This is a genomic window from Bacteroides sp. D2 (genome assembly GCF_025147085.1).
In the GTDB taxonomy this organism is placed as follows: domain Bacteria; phylum Bacteroidota; class Bacteroidia; order Bacteroidales; family Bacteroidaceae; genus Bacteroides.
Map to the genome: position 1 here is coordinate 1,872,929 of NZ_CP102261.1, position 20,564 is coordinate 1,893,492.

The 20,564-nt window shown below is 40.2% G+C and carries 13 protein-coding genes; all 13 read left to right on the top strand.

Features of this window, described 5'->3' with window-relative positions; all coding sequences use genetic code 11:
- Window positions 1–31: 31 nt before the first annotated feature.
- Window positions 32–1,039 (top strand): family 43 glycosylhydrolase, encoded by a 1,008-nt coding sequence (locus tag NQ505_RS06350; RefSeq protein ID WP_009001104.1) that lies wholly within the window; start codon window positions 32–34, stop codon window positions 1,037–1,039.
- A gap of 39 nt (window positions 1,040–1,078) precedes the next feature.
- Complete coding sequence (locus NQ505_RS06355) at window positions 1,079–2,374, top strand: Gfo/Idh/MocA family oxidoreductase (protein ID WP_004311144.1); 1,296 nt, start codon at window positions 1,079–1,081, stop codon at window positions 2,372–2,374.
- Complete coding sequence (locus NQ505_RS06360) at window positions 2,371–2,613, top strand: hypothetical protein (RefSeq protein WP_008646559.1); 243 nt, start codon at window positions 2,371–2,373, stop codon at window positions 2,611–2,613. Before NQ505_RS06355 ends, NQ505_RS06360 begins: the two co-directional genes overlap by 4 nt.
- 26 nt (window positions 2,614–2,639) lie before the next feature.
- Window positions 2,640–4,058, top strand: a complete 1,419-nt coding sequence (locus NQ505_RS06365) for a Gfo/Idh/MocA family oxidoreductase (protein WP_009001103.1) — start codon at window positions 2,640–2,642, stop codon at window positions 4,056–4,058.
- 62 nt (window positions 4,059–4,120) lie between these two features.
- Window positions 4,121–5,470 (top strand): DUF1080 domain-containing protein, encoded by a 1,350-nt coding sequence (locus tag NQ505_RS06370; RefSeq protein WP_032852408.1) that lies wholly within the window; start codon window positions 4,121–4,123, stop codon window positions 5,468–5,470.
- Between the two features lie 143 nt (window positions 5,471–5,613).
- Window positions 5,614–6,429 (top strand): FAD:protein FMN transferase, encoded by an 816-nt coding sequence (locus NQ505_RS06375; protein WP_009001102.1) that lies wholly within the window; start codon window positions 5,614–5,616, stop codon window positions 6,427–6,429.
- 185 nt (window positions 6,430–6,614) lie between these two features.
- Entirely contained in the window at window positions 6,615–9,569 is a 2,955-nt protein-coding gene (locus tag NQ505_RS06380; RefSeq protein ID WP_009001101.1) for a glycosyl hydrolase 115 family protein, read from the top strand.
- A gap of 26 nt (window positions 9,570–9,595) precedes the next feature.
- Window positions 9,596–11,392 (top strand): exo-alpha-sialidase, encoded by a 1,797-nt coding sequence (locus tag NQ505_RS06385; protein WP_004296576.1) that lies wholly within the window; start codon window positions 9,596–9,598, stop codon window positions 11,390–11,392.
- A 48-nt stretch (window positions 11,393–11,440) separates the two neighbouring features.
- Window positions 11,441–12,553 (top strand): glycoside hydrolase family 105 protein, encoded by a 1,113-nt coding sequence (locus tag NQ505_RS06390; RefSeq protein WP_009001100.1) that lies wholly within the window; start codon window positions 11,441–11,443, stop codon window positions 12,551–12,553.
- 66 nt (window positions 12,554–12,619) lie between these two features.
- The gene (locus tag NQ505_RS06395; RefSeq protein WP_009001099.1) at window positions 12,620–13,690 is read left to right on the top strand and encodes an SGNH/GDSL hydrolase family protein; all 1,071 of its coding nucleotides are present in this window, start codon (window positions 12,620–12,622) and stop codon (window positions 13,688–13,690) included.
- A 365-nt stretch (window positions 13,691–14,055) separates the two neighbouring features.
- Window positions 14,056–15,957, top strand: a complete 1,902-nt coding sequence (locus NQ505_RS06400) for a family 43 glycosylhydrolase (protein WP_009001098.1) — start codon at window positions 14,056–14,058, stop codon at window positions 15,955–15,957.
- 56 nt (window positions 15,958–16,013) lie between these two features.
- On the top strand, window positions 16,014–17,447 hold the full coding sequence (locus tag NQ505_RS06405) for an IPT/TIG domain-containing protein (RefSeq protein ID WP_009001097.1): 1,434 nt from the start codon (window positions 16,014–16,016) through the stop codon (window positions 17,445–17,447).
- A 23-nt stretch (window positions 17,448–17,470) separates the two neighbouring features.
- Window positions 17,471–20,551: a SusC/RagA family TonB-linked outer membrane protein gene (locus NQ505_RS06410; protein ID WP_009001096.1), complete on the top strand. Its 3,081-nt coding sequence runs from the start codon at window positions 17,471–17,473 to the stop codon at window positions 20,549–20,551.
- The last annotated feature ends 13 nt before the right edge of the window (window positions 20,552–20,564 follow it).

A 20,564-nucleotide genomic window follows, 5' to 3' on the forward strand; every position in this document is an offset into this window, starting at 1 on the left:
GGTAAAAAGGAGCTTTTAAAAGAATGATTTGATGAAAAAGTATGTAAATTTGTTCGTTTTCGTATTCATGATAGGTGCTTGTCTTTCGCAGGGGAGAGCACAGACAAAGTCTGCAGTGAGTTATAAGAATCCGGTTGTAGATATTGCCATGCCCGATCCTACGGTGATTAAAGCTGCAGATGGTTATTTTTATGTGTATGCTACCGAATCTACCAGAAACGTTCCGATCATGAAGTCGAAAGATTTGGTGGAATGGACGTATTGCAACACTGCATTCACGAATAAAACTCGTCCCAGATTTGAACCTAAAGCTGGAATCTGGGCACCTGACATTAATTATATTAACGGTAAATATGTGCTTTATTATGCAATGTCAGTGTGGGGAGGAGAACAAACGTGTGGAATAGGGGTAGCTACGGCCAACTCTCCGCAGGGACCTTTTACGGATCATGGTAAGATGCTCCGTAGCAATGAGATTGGTGTACAGAACTCGATCGATCCTAGTCTCCTGCAGTATGAGGGGAGAAACTATTTGGTATGGGGCAGCTTCCGGGGAATATATGTTATTGAACTGACTGCGGATGGGTTGTCGATCATGCCGGGAGCGAAAAAAAAGAGAATAGCGGGAACTGCTTTTGAAGCTGTTTATATCCATAAGCACGACGATTATTATTATATGTTTGCCTCCATAGGAAGTTGTTGTCAAGGAGTGAAAAGTACATATAAAGTCGTAGTGGGACGTTCCAAGAAAGTATGGGGCCCGTACAAAGACAAGACTGGTAAACCGATGTTGAAAAATGGTTATTCTTTGGTGATAGGTGCGAATGATCATTTTGTAGGCAATGGGCACGGTTCGCAGATTATCCGGGATGATGCCGGACAAGACTGGCTTCTGTATCATGGTTTTTCAAGATCTACCCCGGAGAACGGACGTATTCTGTTGTTGGACCAGATCAAGTGGGACCAAGAAGGTTGGCCTTACGTAGAGGGAGGATCTCCTTCTTACGAAACACAAAAAGCACCTGTATTTAATAACTGATTTTCAAATAAACCAATTATAATCTTAAATACCACAAGCATGAAACATACCCCTATTAGCAGGCGGGATTTTCTAAAGAATTTAGGCATAGCCGGGGCTGGCACTCTTCTTGCTGCAAGCCCTTGGCTTTCTGCTTTTTCGGAGGTGACGAACACCTCAAACGAAAAGTGCCGTCTGGCAATAATCGGTCCTGGTTCCCGGGGACGTTTTTTAATGGGATTTCTGGCTAAGAACCCCAAAGTCGAGATCGTAGCATTGTGCGACATTTATAAACCGTCTATCGAGAGCGCATTGGAACTTGTGCCTAATGCCAAAGTGTATGGTGACTACCGAGAAGTGCTGGAAGATAAGTCGATAGATGCCATACTCGTAGCTACCCCTCTTAGTTCGCATTGTAAAATCGTCTTGGATGCTTTCGACGCAGGAAAGCATGTATTTTGTGAGAAGTCGATAGGTTTTACGATGGAAGAGTGTTACCGTATGTATCAGAAACATCGTAGCACGGGAAAGATTTTCTTCACTGGTCAACAACGTTTGTTCGACCCTCGTTACATCAAAGCGATGGAGATGATTCATGCGGGTACCTTTGGTGAAATAAATGCAATCCGTACCTTTTGGAACCGGAATGGCGATTGGAGACGCTCGGTACCTTCACCCAATCTGGAACGCCTGATAAACTGGCGTCTTTACAAGGAATTCTCGAAGGGACTGATGACGGAACTCGCTTGCCACCAGCTTCAGATCGGAAGTTGGGCTTTGCGTAAGATTCCCGAGAAGGTGATGGGGCATGGTGCCATTACTTATTGGAAGGATGGCAGGGATGTGTATGATAATGTGAGTTGTGTATATGTCTTTGATGATGGGGTGAAGATGACGTTCGACTCCGTTATATCCAATAAATTCTATGGACTGGAAGAACAGATCATGGGTAACCTTGGTACGGTAGAACCGGAAAAGGGAAAATATTACTTTGAGAATGTGGCTCCTGCACCGGCTTTCCTGCAGATGGTGAATGATTGGGAAAACAAAGTTTTCGATTCTCTTCCTTTTGCCGGAACGAGTTGGGCTCCGGAAACTGCAAATGAGAACACTGGAGAGTTCATTATTGGAGAACGTCCTAAGAGTGACGGTACGTCCTTGTTGCTGGAAGCGTTCGTTGAAGCCGTCATAACACAAAAACAACCGGAAAGAATAGCGGAAGAAGGATACTATGCAAGTATGCTTTGTTTGCTGGGACATCAGGCACTGGAGGAAGAGCGGATGCTCTACTTCCCCGATGAATATAAAATAGATTATCTGAACCATCAATCTGTAAAAACACCCGAAGCAGTATGAAAGACACGATTGTAACCGCACGACGAAAGAAAATAGAGTTAATTACTTTACTCGTTTGTTTCGTAGTATCCAATTTGATACACCTCTATGCAATTATAGCTTATCATGCGCCATTTACGGAGATGATAACTTCTATTTTTTATATCATCATATTTACTTTTGTGCTTTATGCTTTTTGGGGGATTTTGCGTCTCTTGTTTAATGGGCTACGGGCATTGTTTACTCGTTCACGAACTTAATCAATATCAATGAAAATAAATAACTTATGGTAACACGAAGAGATTTTCTGAAAACGATGTCAATGGCTTCTGCCGGATTAGCGTTGGGGGCAGGTGACTTACTGCATGCTCAAACGATTTCACCCAAGAAAGGAAGAGGTGACAAGGTAAAGATAGCCTATATCGGCATTGGTAACCGCGGTGAACAGATTATTGAAGATTTTGCGCGGACAGGTATGGTAGAAGTGGTAGCGTTATGTGATGTGGACATGGGTGCCAAACATACGCAAAAGATTATGGCTAAATATCCGAAGGCAAAACAGTTTAGAGATTTCCGCCAGATGTTTGATAAAGCCGGTAATGAGTTTGATGCTGTGGCGATTGCTACTCCCGACCATTCACATTTCCCGATCAGTATGCTGGCATTGGCATCCGGAAAACATGTATATGTAGAAAAACCGCTGGCCCGTACTTTCTATGAAGCGGAATTGTTGATGCAAGCTGCGCTTAAACGTCCTAACTTGGTTACCCAGGTAGGAAATCAGGGACATTCTGAAGCAAACTATTTCCAGTTTAAAGCTTGGATGGATGCGGGAATTATCAAAGACGTAACTGCTATCACTGCCCACATGAATAACCCGCGCCGTTGGCATAAATGGGACACTAATATCTATAAACTTCCTTCGGGACAGCAACTGCCGAAAGATATGGACTGGGACACCTGGCTCGGAGTTACCCCTTATCACGAATATAATAAAGATTATCATTTAGGACAATGGCGTTGCTGGTATGATTTTGGTATGGGTGCATTGGGCGACTGGGGGGCGCATATCCTCGATACGGCTCACGAGTTCCTGGAACTGGGGTTGCCTTATGAAGTCACCATGCAATACGCAAATGGTCATAATGATTATTTCTTCCCTTATTCTTCCACGATTCTCTTCCGTTTCCCGCAACGTAAAGGGATGCCACCGGTAGACATTACTTGGTATGACGGTCTGGATAATCTTCCTCCTATTCCTGCCGGTTATGGAGTTTCGGGACTGGATCCGAACATTCCTTCGACGAATCAGGGAGATACTCCTTCGGCTAAATTGAATCCGGGAAAGATTATCTATACGAAAGATTTAATCTTTAAAGGGGGGAGTCATGGAAGCACTTTGTCTATCATCCCGGAAGAGAAAGCGAAAGAGATGGCTGGCAAATTACCGAAGGTTCCTAAAAGTCCTTCCAATCACTTCGAGAACTTCTTATTGGCATGTAACGGCATTGAAAAGACGCGCTCACCGTTCGAAATCAACGGTGTTTTGAGTCAGGTGTTCTCACTGGGTGTAATGGCTCAACGGCTTAATACACAGCTGTTCTTTGACAGCCGCACGAAACAGATTACAAATAATGAATTTGCTAATGCAATGTTGGCGGGACTTCCGCCGCGTAAAGGTTGGGATGAATTTTATAAATTATAAATAGAAACAGCTTTTTCCATTCCTTTCTTTAGGAGAAGGGGATGGAGAAAGACCAATAAATAATCATGAAAAATATTGTATTAACTTTACTTTTATTTTGTGCCGCTTCGTTGGGCGCACAAAACTGGGAACCTCTTTTCAACGGGAAAAACCTGAAAGGATGGAAGAAATTGAATGGCAAAGCCGAGTATAAAATTGTAGATGGCGCTATTGTCGGTGTATCTAAGATGGGAACTCCCAATACATTCTTGGCAACGACAAAGAATTATGGTGACTTTATCCTTGAATTTGATTTCAAGATAGATGATGGTTTAAATTCCGGCGTACAGCTTCGCAGTGAAAGCAAGAAGGATTATAAGAAAGGCCGCGTACACGGTTATCAGTTTGAGATTGATCCTTCGAAGCGCGCTTGGTCGGGTGGCATTTATGATGAGGCACGTAGAAACTGGCTTTATCCTTTGACACTGAATCCGTCGGCAAAAACCGCTTTTAAGAATAACGCATGGAATAAAGCCCGTATTGAAGCTGTTGGTAATTCGATCCGTACCTGGATAAACGGAGTACCTTGTGCTAATATCTGGGATGATATGACTCCTGTAGGTTTCATTGCTTTGCAAGTGCACGCTATTGGAAATGCGGCAGATGAAGGAAAAACAGTTCGTTGGAAGGATATCCGTATTTGTACGACGGATGTAGAACGCTATCAGACACCGGAAGCGCAAGCTGCACCGGAAGTGAATCTGATTGCCAACACGATTTCTCCGAGCGAAGCAAAAGAAGGCTGGGCTCTATTATGGGATGGTAAGACTACTGACGGATGGAGAGGCGCTAAACTTTCTACTTTCCCTGCAAAAGGCTGGAAGATAGAAAATGGTATTTTGAAAGTAATGAAGAGTGGTGGAGCTGAATCTGCAAATGGTGGTGATATTGTGACTACCCGTAAATACAAGAACTTTATTCTGAAAGTAGACTTCAAGATTACTGAAGGTGCAAATAGCGGAGTTAAATATTTTGTGAATCCGGGGCTGAATAAAGGGGAAGGCTCTGCTATCGGTTGCGAATTCCAGATTCTTGACGATGACAAGCATCCTGATGCAAAACTGGGTGTGAAAGGCAACAGAAAGCTGGGCTCGTTGTATGACCTGATTCCGGCTCCTAAAGATAAACCATTCAACAAGAAAGAATTCAATACTGCTACTATCATTGTAAAAGGCAATCATGTAGAACATTGGCTGAACGGAGTTAAGCTGATTGAGTATGATCGTAACAATGATATGTGGAATGCATTGGTAGCATACAGTAAATATAAAAACTGGCCTAATTTCGGAAATCCGGAGGAAGGTAATATACTTCTTCAGGACCACGGAGATGAAGTATGGTTCAAGAACGTGAAGATTAAAGAACTGAAATAGTTCCGTTTTCTAGTTATTAGGAGATACGTCAAAACTCCTTTATGATTTTTATTCAGGCACGGATTACACGGGTTTCACGGTTACTCTAATGAAATAAAAACCGCGTAATCTGTGTAATCCGTGCCTAATTTGTGTTTTATACGATGCAGACCACTATTCAACATCTATACAAACCGTCAAATGATGGTAACTCCTTGTTTTATGCCTGGTTCCTTTCCATGCATACACGGGTGGATATTATCTTATGCAGCCGGAAACCGGAAGGGGAGTTGCTGCTTGTGGTCAATCGTATTTATGATGCATTGTGTCGGCTGGAAAAGATGGCGAACTTTTATGATCCGGCCAGCGAATTGTCTATTCTCAACCGGACAGCCTCTGTTTCTCCCGTTGTTCTTAGCGAAGAACTTTATTCAATGATCGATTTATGTCTGGAATATAATGGCAGGACTTTGGGATGCTTCGATATCACAGTTCATTCGGAGAATTACAACCAGAACACTATACATTCAGTACATTTATCTGCCGGAGATCGTAGTGTCGCTTTTTCACAGCCGGGAGTAACTATCAATTTGTCCGGCTTTCTCAAGGGATATGCTTTGGAAACAATCAGAGGTATATTGAATGAGGCTCTGATAGAAAATGCATTGATAAATATGGGAAACAGTTCTATTCTTGCTTTGGGTAATCATCCGGTAGGTTCGGGATGGAAAATTAATGATATACTTCTCCACAATGAATGCCTTACAACCTCCGGCAATGACTCTCCCAGCCGTCGGCACATCGTTTCTCCCCAAAATGGAAAACTGGTGGAAGGCGTTAAACAAATAGCTGTAGTAACGGCTAATGGATCAATTGGAGAAATCCTGTCTACCGCTTTATTCGCTGCTGACAGTGAACAAACTAAAGCTTTGATGGGTATATATGCACAATGTCGTGTATATATATATCCATCGTGTTGAATATATATACTCACCGTGCTGGTCATATATACCCACCATACAGTTCGTATACATCCATCGATGCTTATCTAATTATATCTGACGGCCTTTTTGAACATATTCTGCTATTTATAGGTCGGTTTCTTTTATTCGTTTTATTGCTTTTTGCCTTACTTTGCGTTATTAATTGTCAATCTAACGTTTATATGAAAAATAAGATTTTATTGCTGGGCTTATTTTGTTGTAGCCTGATTTCGGCAAAAGCACAAGTTTTACTCGACAAAGGAACCGGAAAGAATAGTTTCCCTATTGTTTCTTCATTAACGAATGCAGTCGTTTGTTTTGATGGAAAAGATGCAACTGTAGTACGTAAAAGTGCTTCTCTTTTTGTAGATGATGTTCGCCGTGTGACGGGGCAAGAGTTGAAGATGGATGAAAGCAAGCCCGGAAGAGTATCTGCGCGGTATGCGATTATTGCCGGTACTATAGGAGAAAGCGGGTGGATTGACGCTTTGGTATCGAGAAACAAAATAGATACGGCAGCTATTGCCGGAGGTTGGGAACGCTATATGATAGAAGTGGTCAACAATCCTGTGCCGGGCATAAAGAAAGCAATTGTTGTAGCCGGAAGTGACAGGCGTGGCACGGCTTACGGACTCCTCTCTATTTCAAAAGCAATAGGAGTATCTCCCTGGTATTGGTGGGCGGACGCTCCAATCAAACAGCAAAAACAAGTTAGTGTAAAAGTCGATAAGTTCATTTCTAAAACACCGTCTGTCAAATTCAGAGGTATCTTTATCAATGATGAAGACTGGGGACTTTATCGTTGGTCGAAACGCAATTTTGAAAAAGAACGTGGAAACTTCGGACCGAGAACGTATGCAAAAGTGTGTGAACTGTTGCTTCGTCTTCAGGCTAATTACCTTTGTCCGGCTATGCATGACGCATCCATGGCATTCCACCGTATTCCTGAAAATCGGCTGGTAGCGGATAGCTTTGCTATCGTCATGGGGTCTTCTCATTGCGAACCATTACTGTTTAATACAGCAAGCGAATGGAAACGTGATAAAATGGGTGAATGGGATTATATCAATAATAAAGAGGGTGTCAACAAGGTGTTGAAATCACGCGTAGATGAATGTGCTCCGTTCGAAAATGTATATACCCTGGCTTTGCGTGGATTACACGACCGGGCGATGAATGCAAGCAATAACATGGATGACAGAAAGAAAATGCTTCAGGAAGCACTGATGGCACAAAGACAAATGTTGGTAGATGCAATCGGTAAGCGTGCAGAAGACATTCCTCAAGCCTTTACTCCTTATAAAGAAGTGCTCGATGTATACGATCAGGGGTTGGAACTTCCGGATGATGTGACCATTATCTGGCCGGATGATAATTATGGATATATGAAACGTTTGAGTAGTCCGAAAGAGCAGAAACGTTCCGGCCGTTCGGGAGTATATTATCATTCTTCTTATCTCGGTAAACCTCACGATCATCTTTGGATGAACACAACTTCCCCTACATTGATGTATGAAGAACTCCGTAAGGCATACGATATGACGGCTGACCGTATTTGGCTACTCAACGCCGGAGATATCAAGTCCTGTGAATTTGCTGTAGATTATTTTCTGACAATGGCTTTCGATATTGATTCATTCAATTTTGAAAGAGCAGCAAATTATCGCACTGAATGGTTGTGCGGTATGTTGGGCGATGACTATCGGACCGAATATCAGGATGTGATAAACTCTTTCTATAAATTGGCTTTCGCCCGTAAACCTGAATTTATGGGATGGGGTTATCAGTGGGCTACGGATAAACACGGAAGAGAGCGAAATACGGATACTGATTTCTCGCTTGCTAATTATCGTGAAGTGGATACTCGTCTGGCAGAATATCAGCGGATAGGAAATGTGGCAGAAAAAATATTGAAAGCTTTACCGGAAGATAAAAAAGCATGTTATTATCAATCATTATATTATCCGGTCAAAGGTTGTGAACTATTGAACCGTATGATTCTCAACGGACAGAGAAACCGTTGGTACTCTATTCAACAGAGGGCAACTACCGCAGAACTGGAAAAAATGACTAAGGCTTGTTATGACAGTCTGGAAGTAATAACAAAAGGATATAACTCATTACTTGGAGGTAAATGGGATCATGTAATGACCATGAAACAGGGATTTGCCGCAGCCTATTTTGAACTCCCGGCTCTGCGGAAGGTAAATCTGGCACCTGCAGCCTCTTTGGGCATATTGGCCGAAGGAGAGGATATTTTGAAAGGGCAGAAGAGTTTCCATTCCCTGCCATGTTTCAACACATACTTCCGCCAATCCTATTACGTAGACGTTTTCAATAAAGGAGCGACTCCTCTGAAATGGAAAGCATCGGTTTCAGATAACTGGATTCTGTTAAGTCAGAAAGCCGGAGAAACTGCCATGGAAAATCGTATAGAAGTCTCAATCGACTGGGCTAAGGTCCCGACTGGTGAGAAAGTATTCGGAACGTTGGAAATCGCATCTGATCGTGGCGAGAAGGAGAATGTTTATATTTCAGTCTTCAACCCTTCTTCTCCTTCATTAGCCGAAATGGACACTTTATTTGTAGAGCACAATGGATATGTTTCTATTGACGCTGCCGGTTTCCACCGGAAGGTAGAGAACAAAGCTATTCAAATGAGAACGATTCCTAACTTGGGAATAGAAAATACAGCTATTCAACTAGGTGACCCGACAGCCGCCCCGCAGCGGACAGCAGGTCGCAGTACCCCTCGCCTAGAATATGATTTCTATACATTCGAACAAGGTTCGGTTGATGTCTACACATACGTATTGCCTACATTTACATTAAGTAAGGACCGTGGGTATGCCGGACATGAAGCAACGAATGTGGAAACGAAATATGGAGTATGTATTGACGAAGGTCCTGTGATGAATCCTTCTACTTCTTCTTTTGAGTATGCACAAATCTGGTACGAAAGTGTGTTGAAGAACTGTAGAATCAACAAAACCACTTTGCATATCGACAAACCGGGTAAACACACAGTGAAAATTATATGTGGCGATGCCGGAACTGTATTGCAAAAGATTGTCTTGGATTTCGGAGGAATGAAGCGCTCATATTTAGGTCCGCAACCGACGAGACAGGGAAAATAGCAAGTTGAATAAAATATACTAGAGCTATGAAAAACACTTTTTTTATGTTATTTTTCTCCATAGCTATCTCATTTATAGCGTGCGGGGGCAGTGGTGAAAATGATGAGAATTTACTAGCTGGTAACGGGAATACGGAGAAACCAAAGGAGGACGAATCCCAGGAGCCTGTGGTTTGTAGCATCACACCTATTGGGGAATTGAATCAGGGGACACCTATTATAAATTCCCACGCAGATGTTACGAAACGCTCTTCATTGATGATGAACTATCGGATGCTTGTGACTATGGAATCTTCGTATCCTCGCTATCCTCGTATAAAAAAGATGAAGAATGGTGACTATATTTTGTTCTATCACAATGGTAGTGCTAATAATAATATTGGTCGGCGTTGTGTTTATGCGCTTAGTAAGGATCTGAAAACTTGGAGCAATAAAGGAGAAATATTTAACAGTTATGACATTATCGATAGCAAAGGCAATAAGAATATACATTGCTATGCTAATTGCGATGGGCTGGTGCTCTCTAATGGAGATATATTGGCAGTTGCATCTTGCAGAGCTAATTCCGGTTATCGGGATTTGCCGGAAGATGCAGGAATTGAATTAAAGCGCAGTACGGATAATGGTGTTACTTGGAGTGAACCTATCAAGATCTATCAGGGAGTTAATTGGGAACCTTTCTTGTTGGAGTTGCCTACAGGCGAATTACACTGTTACTTTACAGATAGCAGTCGTACTGGCTTGGAAGGACATGGCACAGATACAGGTACGGCAATGGTTGTTTCTACTGATGGAGGAAAGACATGGAAACCGGACTTTAGTTCTTCTCCTTATTATGTATTGCGAATGAGGTGGGAGAAAAACGGAATTGTCGGCTATAATCATCAGATGCCTTCTGTTGTGAGACTCAATGATAATAAGGGATTAGCTGCTGCTGTGGAAACCAATAATTCAGGATATCATATTTCGCTTTGTTATTCAGATAAAGACAAATGGGAATATTTGGCTGCCGACCAGGAAGGACCTGTCGATAGTAATAATTGTGTTTTCTCCGGTATGGGACCATATTTGGGACAGCTCCCTTCGGGAGAAACCGTCCTTTCGTATGAATCGTCAAGTAAATATACTCTTAAAATAGGAGATGCTACTGCTCGTAATTTCGGTAGCGCTTATCAACCTTTTTCTGGTGGTTATTGGGGATCATTTTGTATTATTGATTCACATACTTTGGTTGGAACTAATATTAAAGCGAAAGAAGGACCGGTTCAGATGGCACAGTTTGTACTTAATCATCGTATTGATGCCGTGAAAAGAAAGGTAACAATAGATGGTAACAATAAAGAGTGGGCAAATACAGATCATGCACTCTTTGTGGGCAGTAAGTCACAAGCACAAGGAACGTTACGTTGTTCGTATGATGATGATAATATTTATTTCCTGTTAGAAGTACTTGATCGAAACTTGTTAGCCTCTGATTACGCTTCCTTATACGTATCTCCTGTGAGTAATAATAAGCTGTCAAAAGGGGCTTGCTGCATACAAGTAACAATGAATGGACTGAAGAATTGTGAAATATATGATGCATCATGGAAAGAAGCTCAATTAGATGCCCAGGTCAAAACTTATGTTTGCAATGAAACAAATGAGAGGCTTATAGATGATTATGGATATATTGCTGAAATTGCTATTCCACGTTCAAAATTGACTATCACTTCCGGGCAAGTACTTGTCAATTTTTCTATTACAAAGCGGAATTCTTTAGATGCCATTTGTGATGTTGCATCTACAAGTACGGCACGTTGGATACCGGTGACTGGGTTATGATTCGGAGAATTTAATATTGAATAATTAATTATATAGAACACTACGATTATGAAAAGGAATTATTTGATTTATGCCTTATTGATGACTGTTTTTTTGAGCTCAAATGTGATTTCTGCTCAAAATTATTTTGGAGATTTTCCTGTGAAGGCAGATCCAAAGACGGTTGGAAATAAATTGAGCAGACGTTTAATGGAAACTAAACATCAACTGTATTTTGATAGAGGAATACATTATGCAGAGGTGTGTACATGGTATGGAGCTCTTCGTTTTGCAGAATTGACAAATAATAAAGAATTGATAAAGCTGTTAAGAAACCGTTTCGAATTATTGTTTCATCTGGAAAAAGAACTTCTACCTCCACCGATTCACGTAGACCAAAATATGTTTGGTTGCTTACCTCTAAGATTTTATAATATAACGAAAGATAAGCGTTATTTAGATCTGGGACTGCCCTATGCTGACACTCAATGGGAACTTCCTGCCAATGCGAATGAAGAGGAGCGTAAATGGGATAAAAAGGGATATTCTTGGCAAACTCGTCTTTGGATTGATGATATGTATATGATTACTATTGTGCAATCTGAGGCTTATAAAGCTACTGGTGATCCTAAGTACATAAATAGGGCTGCCAAAGAAATGGTTCTGTATTTGGACGAACTGCAACATCCCAACGGTCTTTTCTATCATGCACCGGATGTGCCTTATTATTGGGGACGTGGTGACGGTTGGATGGCTGTCGGTATGACGGAGTTGCTTTATAACTTACCGGAAAAGGATCCTAATCGTGCACGTATTATGAAAGGTTATTTGTTGATGATGGATAATCTGAAAAAATACGTCAATAAAGATGGACTTTGGAATCAACTGATTACCGAACCGGACTTTTGGACAGAAACATCTGGTTCGGCAATGTTTACCTATGCCATGATTGTGGGTGTCAACAACGGTTGGCTGGATAAAGAAGAATATGCTCCGGTGGCACGTCGTGCATGGCTTGGCTTATGTAATTATATTAATGACAAGAATGATCTTACTGAAGTTTGTGTTGGAACCGGAAAGAAAAACAGTAAACAATATTATATGGATCGTCCCCGTATCGCCGGTGATTATCATGGACAGGCACCGATAATATGGTGTGCTTATGCATTGTTGAATAAATAAAACAATAGTTACTTTTAACATAACATATATTTATTTTTGGGTGGCCTGAAATTATAATGCTAGAATATGAAAAGAGAATTTTGTATTTTTATTGTACTTTTTTTAGTGTTTCATATACATGCTCAATTAGTATACTACGATGCTTCGAATTTTCCACTATTAGGAAGGGCGACAGAGAGTACTGGAGCACGATATGAGAGATTTCCGGATTCATTAAAGAATGTTTCTCGTGCTCCATTATGGAATTTAAGCCGTAATTCTGCGGGAATGGCAATACGTTTCCGTAGTAATTCCACCACGATAGCAGCTAAATGGGTGACTCTTTTTAATACCCACATGAATCACATGACCGATACTGGTGCAAAAGGTTTAGATCTTTATTGTCTTCAGAAGAATGGTGACTGGCGTTTTGTCAATAGTGCCCGTCCGAAAGGAAAAACAAATCAGGCCACCATTATAAAAAATATGCATCCTGAAGAAAGAGAATATATGCTTTATTTGCCATTGTATGATGGTCTTGTTTCTCTGTCTATAGGAGTTGATTCTTTGGCTACTATCAGTCAGCCGTTAATGAATTATCCAATCCGTAAGAATCCTGTTGTTTTTTATGGAACCAGCATTCTTCAAGGAGGTTGTGCTTCACGTCCGGGGATGGCACATACCAATATCATATCAAGAAGATTAAACCGTGAATGTATCAATTTAGGATTCAGTGGAAATGCATTTCTAGATTTGGAAGTAGCTAAAGTAATAGCTGAAGTAGAAGCTAGTGTTTTCGTTTTGGACTTTGTGCCTAATGCTTCTGTTGCAAAGATGAAAGAACGGATGGAAACATTCTATCGTATCATTCGTGGTAAACATCCGGATACACCAATTATTTTTATAGAGGATCCTATTTTTCCTCATACATTTTATGATGAAAGAGTTGCTAAAGAAGTGCGACGAAAGAATGATACGTTGAAAGAGATATTCAATCATTTAAAGAAAAGAAATGAGAAAAATATCATTCTTATTTCATCAAAGAATATGCTGGGAGAGGATGGAGAGGCTACTGTAGATGGTATTCATTTTACAGACTTAGGTATGATGAGATATGCTGATTTAGTTTGTCCGGTTATAAAGAAGGCAATTAGATAAAAATGGCTTGCTGTTAGCTTAGGATATAGTTATTATCTTAGAATAGTGGATTGTTGAAGAAGAAATTATCCAATAAAAGAAAGATATTGTTCAGATAAGTACTAATAAATGCTCTTCTGTGTTATCTTTGAATACTTTAGATTAGTTTGGGACTAATTTTTCATTTATTGACCTATATTTAATATCTTAAATACTCCTGATTCTCTACTTTTGTATCACACAATAGGGGCACTAGTACCTTTTATAAAGATAATGATCATTATTATATAATACGAAATTTAGTTTTTAGATACAGTTAAAAAGATAGTTCAAAGGATAACGTTTTTATAGTATAAAACACAGGGTATTACTTAAATCTATATGTAATGAATTACAATTCAATTAAAAAAAATATTCGAGAAATTGGGCTAATGTTTCTTAGTGCAGGGCTTTTGTTTTTTTTATCATGTGGCTCTGATGATACTAAGGATGTTTCTGGTGAAGATGGGGATGTCAATTCGAACCAGTATTTACAAGTACAGCCTAATGGACTAAATGTAATTAAAGTTTCCAGTAGTGATGTGGCACAAGTTGTGTACCCTTTTTCTGTAGAATTAAAGGGGGGCAGTGCGAGTGTCGCTCTTACTGCACAGTTAGAAGCGTGGAATGAAAAAGATCTGGAGGCATATAATAAGGAGGAAGAAACAGCTTATAAATTGTTGCCCTCTTCATTATATTCGATAAGTGCGCCACAGATTACTCTCGAACAAGGCATTGCTTCAAAGAAAGTAGAGTTGAAATTTGCTCCGGATAAAGTATTCACTGAGTTTAAAAAAAATGGAGCGGAATATGTTATTGCATTGAGACTTACTTCATCTGTTGCCAAGGTTCGTAAAAGTCAAAGCGATTTTCTTTTGCATATATCGTTTGATTATCCAACGGTTAGTTTGGTTATGCCATCACAGGAAATTAGTGTTAGTAAAATGTCAATGCCGGTTTCGGTGGATGCTACTTTTAATTGTAGGGCAGACGGAGAAATAAAGACTAATCCTTGGAACTTTACATGTACATTAGCAGTGCCTTCTAATGCGGAGGAACTGGTTGCTAAGTATAATGAGGATTATAAGACTTCTTATCGTCTTCTTCCTTCGGCTAACTATGATTTAGGAGAAGGGATATCTTTTAAAGCTGGAGAGAATGAAGCTACTGGAGGAATTACAGTGAAGCGTGAAGGAATGGAAGCTGTAAAATATTTGTTGCCTGTACAGTTAAGGGAGGCTTCTCATGAAAGCGTTGCTCTTCATAATGAAATTTGTTATTTCAAAATAGGTATGACTTATACAAATCCGGTAATAACTTTTTCTAGTGCAGCCGATCCTACGGTTATTCGTACTGATGAAGGCTTTTATTTGTATGCTACTCAAACTAATTCCTATTGGATTCCTATTTATTTTTCTAAAGACTTGGTTAATTGGGAATTTAAAAGAAGTGCTTTCAGAAAAGCAACTAGACCTACTGAAGATGTACTTCCTGGTGGAGGTGCATTTTGGGCACCGGAAATTCGCTACATCAATGGAAAATATATGCTTTATTTCTCATGGGCAAAATGGGGGGATGGAAGCATCAGTTATACGGCGGTTGCTACCTCAGATAGTCCGGTTGGTGATTTCTTAAATGCTAAACCATTACTGATAACAGATGATTTCGGTTCCAATTGTATCGACCAGTTCTATTATGAAGAAGATAGCAAGAAGTATATGTTTGTCGGAAGCTTCAATGGTATTTATGTGACGGAACTTACGGATGATGGTCTTTCTGTGAAACGGGGAGCAGATGGTAAGCCTGTGCTGAAGAAACAGGTCTGCGGCAGGGCATTTGAAGGCACCAATATTTATAAGAAGGGTAAGTACTACTATTTGTTTGCATCTATAAATAATTGCTGTCCGAATAATGGAATGGATAGTAAGTATAAAGTCGTGGTAGGCCGTTCGGAAAATCTCCTTGGTCCGTATGTCGATAGAAAAGGAAAAGATATGCTGGACAACTCTTGGGAGTTAGTGTTGGAAGGTGACGGTGAGACGTTCTTTGGTCCTGGTCATAATTCCATTATAATTCCGGACGATGCAGGAACGGACTGGATGATATATCATAGTTATGTAAAAGAGAATGGTGCGGTTGGAGGACGTCTGGGTATGCTCGACCGTATTGTGTGGTCGGCAGACGGCTGGCCGACCATAAAAAAATGTGTGCCTTCAAAGGGAGATTTACTGCCGGTATTTAATAACTGATATGTGTGAAACTATAGATAATATATAGACTTCTAAGTAAAACTAAAATTTAATGTATGAAAAAGAAAAGTGATTGGAGAACTCGGTTTATCCGATTATGTGCAGTGGTATTGCCATTGATCGTACTTTGCTTTACTGCTTGTAAGGATGAAGACAATGAAGAAAATCTTCCTTTCGATCCTACTAAGCCAGTGGTAATTACAGATTTTTCCCCAAAATCGGGTGGTATTGGTAACAATATTATATTGTATGGAGAAAACTTTGGGAATGATCCCCAAAAATTGAAAGTGATAGTTGGTGGTAAAGAGGCTAATATCATTTCAGTTAAGAACAATATATTGTATTGTGTAGTACCACGTATGGCTACTGAAGGTGATGTGGAAATTAGTGTGTATGATGACAATGGCGAAGAAGTGGCTTTTGCTGAAGCTGAAGAAAAGTTTACTTATGTAAAACAGTGGTTAGTTTCTACATTAGCCGGTCAACGCTTTGAGAATGAAAAAGATGCCTTTCAGGGTGAAGGGGCGTTTGATGCATGTGGATGTATAAAAGGAGCTACTTGGTTTTCGTTTGACCCGAAATCAAATTTTGATCATTTGTATTTGACTTGCTATGGAGCAGGTGCTATCCGTTTGATTGATTTGGAAGAGAAAACGGTGACTATGGTTCCTTTTTTAGCGAATACAGCGGACAGACCTGCTATTATTAATTGGACTACAGATGAAAATCGAGATATGATTATTTCTCGCGATTTGAGTAAGGACGGAAATGTAAATGTGTTGAAAACTCGTATATCAGAGTTTAAAACGGAAGTAAAGTTAGGTGAATCAAAGCAAAAAGGGGTTACTGGTGCATTTGTTCATCCTAAGACTGGCAAACTTTATTATACAGTTTATCCAGATCAAGAGATTTATGAATATAATTTTGAAAATAAGACAACAACGAAAATAGCTAGACATCCGCGTGTAAAGGAAACATTGCGTTCGGTAGTTCATCCGACAGGAAAATATGCGTATCTGCTTCGCCAATATAATGAAAGGGGAAATGGGTATATCTCCCGTATGGACTATAATTCAACTACTGATCAGTTTTCGACACCTTATATCGTGGCGGGAAGTGCGAGTGGTAGTGGTTATCGTGACGGAGTAGGTAGTAAGGTGCAAATGAACGGTCCGACTCAGGGAGTATTTGTTAAGAACCCAGAATATGCAGGTGAGGAAGATGAGTATGATTTTTATTTCTGTGATGAGTATAATCATTGTATTCGTATCCTGACTCCGACAGGTAGGGTGGTTACATTTGCTGGACGTGGAAATGACTCAAGTGATCCTGGCTTTGCAAACGGTTCCCTGCGTTCTGAAGCTAGGTTTGCTCATCCGTGGGCACTTGCATACGATGAAAAGAGAAAATGCTTTTATGTAGGTGAAAGAGGTATGAAACATAACGGGGATGAGCAAGCGGTGATACGTAAGATTGCTATGGAAGAATAATAAATGATAAACACATATATTTTATGAGGAGTAAAAAATTAATTGCATGTATGTTATTGCTGCTCTTTTCCATAACCATTTGGGCGCAGGAAAGTGCAATGATAACCGGAGTGGTGACCGATGAGAATAAAGAGCCTTTGATTGGTGTGAATATTGCGATACAGAATATGCCTGGATTGGGTGTCATCACTGATATAAATGGTCGATACAAAATAAAAGCATCTGCTTATGACAGACTTGTATTCTCATATATAGGTTATGAAACTGTGGTGGTATTGGTAAAAGAACAAAAAACCATCAACGTAAAAATGAAAGAAGCAGCTAGTACGATTATTGATGAAGTCGTAATTACAGGTACGGGAGCACAAAAGAAAATTGCAGTGACTGGTGCCATTACTAATGTGGATGTAGATGCGTTGAAATCGGTTCCTTCCACTTCTGTGGTGGATGGATTGGCTGGTGTTGTTCCGGGTGTAATGGCTATGCAAACTTCCGGACGACCAGGTAGTGTGTCCGAGTTCTGGATTCGTAGTATATCCACTTTTGGTGCTAATACAGCTGCATTGGTGCTTGTAGACGGATTCGAACGTGATATTGATGAAGTGAGCGTGGAAGATATTGAATCATTTACAGTGTTGAAGGATGCTTCTGCAACGGCTATTTATGGTAGTAAGGGAGCTAATGGTGTAGTCCTGATTAATACAAAGCGTGGTAAGGAAGGTAAAATTAATATTGATGCAAAGGTTGAAGGTTTCTATAGCACTTTTACAAAGGCACCAGAATTTGTAGACGGCTATACATATGCTTCTATGGCTAATGAAGCTCGTTTGACAAGAAATCAAGAGGCTTTGTATTCGCCATCAGAATTGGAACTGTTTCGTACACAACTTGATCCAGACCGTTTCCCGGATGTAGACTGGATGGATATGGTGTTACGTGACGGTGCTTGGAGCTCACGTGCTACGTTGAATATGCGTGGTGGTGGTAAAACAGCGCGTTACTTTGTTTCCGGAAGTTATCAGGATCAACAAGGTATGTATAAGACTGACAAAAGCCTTAAGGATTATAATACAAACGCACATTTCAGAAAATGGACGTACCGTATGAATGTGGATATTGATATTACGAAAACGACTCTGTTGAAGGTCGGGGTATCCGGTTCTTTGCGTAAGCAGAATGATACAGGTAGTGGTACAGATAATTTGTGGACTGTATTGATGGGATATAATTCTATCATGATGCCGGCAGAATATTCGGATGGAAAAATTCCGGGATGGGCAGACAAGGATGATAATATGAATCCTTGGGTAATGACTACACAATCCGGATATAATGAAAGTTGGAAGAATAATATTCAAACAAGTCTTACGCTGGAACAGAAATTGGATTTTGTAACTAAAGGATTGCGCTTTGTAGGTCGATTCGGATATGATACGTATAACTCCAATTGGATTAAACGTTATAAATCTCCGGCTGCTTACAAGGCCGACCGTTATCGTCAGCCAGATGGAACATTGAATTTCACGAAAATCAGAGACGAAAAAGTGATGTCGCAATCTTCCAATTCGGAAGGAGAAAAGAGGGAGTTCTTTGAATGGGAACTGCACTATAGTCGTGCTTTCAAAACTCATCATGTTGGAGGTGTACTGAAGTATACGCAGGCTTCTAAGATTTTTACTCAAAATATAGGTACAGACTTGAAGAACGGTATTCCTTATCGTAATCAGGGAATAGCCGGACGTTTCAACTATAACTGGAATTATCGTTATTTTATTGATTTTAATTTCGGATACAACGGCTCTGAGAATTTCCACAAAGACCATCGTTTCGGATTCTTCCCGGCTATCTCCGGTGCATGGAACTTGGCTGAGGAACCATTCATGAAAAAGATTGCCGGAAAATGGTTGAATATGTTGAAAATCCGTTATTCTTATGGAAAGACTGGAAATGATGCTTTGTATGAAGGCAATAAGAGAGTACGTTTCCCCTATTTATATTCGATAGCAACCGATAATAATGTTTACCATTTTGAAGATATTGGAACTGGAGAGAAATTGTGGAATGGAAAATATTACTCAACAGTGGCTTCTCCAGCTATTTCGTGGGAAGTTGCTACTAAACAAGATTTGGGTATTGACTTTTCTTTCTTTAATGACAAACTGACCGGAGAGGTTGACTACTTTAAAGAACGTCGCGACGGTATCTATATGACTCGTTCTTATATCCCTTACGAAGTGGGAATTGGTAATGCTTCGAAAGCAAATGTCGGTATTGTAGAAGCAAAAGGATTTGATGGTCATTTTGCATTCAAACAAAAAATCGGTAAGGTGAATTTTACCTTACGTGGTAATATTACTTACAGTAAGAACAAGGTGATAGAAAAAGATGAAGAGAACACCATTTACGAATATAAGCTGGACCAAGGACATCGTGTCAATCAGGCAAGAGGACTTATTGCTTTGGGACTGTTCAAAGATTATGAAGAAATCAGAAATAGTCCGAAGCAAACCTTTGGTGAGGTGATGCCCGGTGACATTAAATATAAAGATGTCAATGGTGATGGTGTAATTGACTCGAATGACCGAGTAGCTATCGGTGCTACCACTCGTCCTAACTTGGTGTATGGTTTTGGTTTCTCGGCCAAGTGGAAAGGATTGGATTTCAATGCTCATTTCCAAGGAGCAGGTAAGTCGTCTTTCTTTGTCAAAGGTACAACTATCTTTATGTTTCAAGGTGGTGACGGTTGGGGAAATATCTTGAAGGAAATGGCAGAAAGCAACCGTTGGATTCTTGGTGAGAATGAAGATCCAAATGCGGAATTTCCCCGTCTAACTTATGGCGATAATAAAAATAACTATCAAGAGTCTAATTATTGGTTGAGAGATGGCTCTTATCTTCGTCTGAAGACTTTGGATATCGGTTATACTTTTCCGAAAGCTTGGGTTAATAAGATTCATTTGAATCAAGTACGTGTTTTCTTTATCGGAACCAACTTGCTGACATTCTCTCCGTTTAAATATTGGGATCCGGAGTTGGGAAGTTCAGACGGGAAGAAATACCCGTTAAGCAAGACGCTTTCGTTAGGCGTATCAGTTAATCTATAAACAAGAACAGAAT

What these genes read in the sequence shown, in the direction of transcription:
- NQ505_RS06375 (WP_009001102.1), top strand. Translation starts at nt 5,614, where the DNA reads ATGCAGACCACTATTCAACATCTATACAAACCGTCAAATGATGGTAAC.
- NQ505_RS06410 (WP_009001096.1), top strand. Translation starts at nt 17,471, where the DNA reads ATGAGGAGTAAAAAATTAATTGCATGTATGTTATTGCTGCTCTTTTCC.
- NQ505_RS06355 (WP_004311144.1), top strand. Translation starts at nt 1,079, where the DNA reads ATGAAACATACCCCTATTAGCAGGCGGGATTTTCTAAAGAATTTAGGC.
- NQ505_RS06385 (WP_004296576.1), top strand. Translation starts at nt 9,596, where the DNA reads ATGAAAAACACTTTTTTTATGTTATTTTTCTCCATAGCTATCTCATTT.
- NQ505_RS06405 (WP_009001097.1), top strand. Translation starts at nt 16,014, where the DNA reads ATGAAAAAGAAAAGTGATTGGAGAACTCGGTTTATCCGATTATGTGCA.
- NQ505_RS06380 (WP_009001101.1), top strand. Translation starts at nt 6,615, where the DNA reads ATGAAAAATAAGATTTTATTGCTGGGCTTATTTTGTTGTAGCCTGATT.
- NQ505_RS06350 (WP_009001104.1), top strand. Translation starts at nt 32, where the DNA reads ATGAAAAAGTATGTAAATTTGTTCGTTTTCGTATTCATGATAGGTGCT.
- NQ505_RS06400 (WP_009001098.1), top strand. Translation starts at nt 14,056, where the DNA reads ATGAATTACAATTCAATTAAAAAAAATATTCGAGAAATTGGGCTAATG.
- NQ505_RS06390 (WP_009001100.1), top strand. Translation starts at nt 11,441, where the DNA reads ATGAAAAGGAATTATTTGATTTATGCCTTATTGATGACTGTTTTTTTG.
- NQ505_RS06395 (WP_009001099.1), top strand. Translation starts at nt 12,620, where the DNA reads ATGAAAAGAGAATTTTGTATTTTTATTGTACTTTTTTTAGTGTTTCAT.
- NQ505_RS06365 (WP_009001103.1), top strand. Translation starts at nt 2,640, where the DNA reads ATGGTAACACGAAGAGATTTTCTGAAAACGATGTCAATGGCTTCTGCC.
- NQ505_RS06360 (WP_008646559.1), top strand. Translation starts at nt 2,371, where the DNA reads ATGAAAGACACGATTGTAACCGCACGACGAAAGAAAATAGAGTTAATT.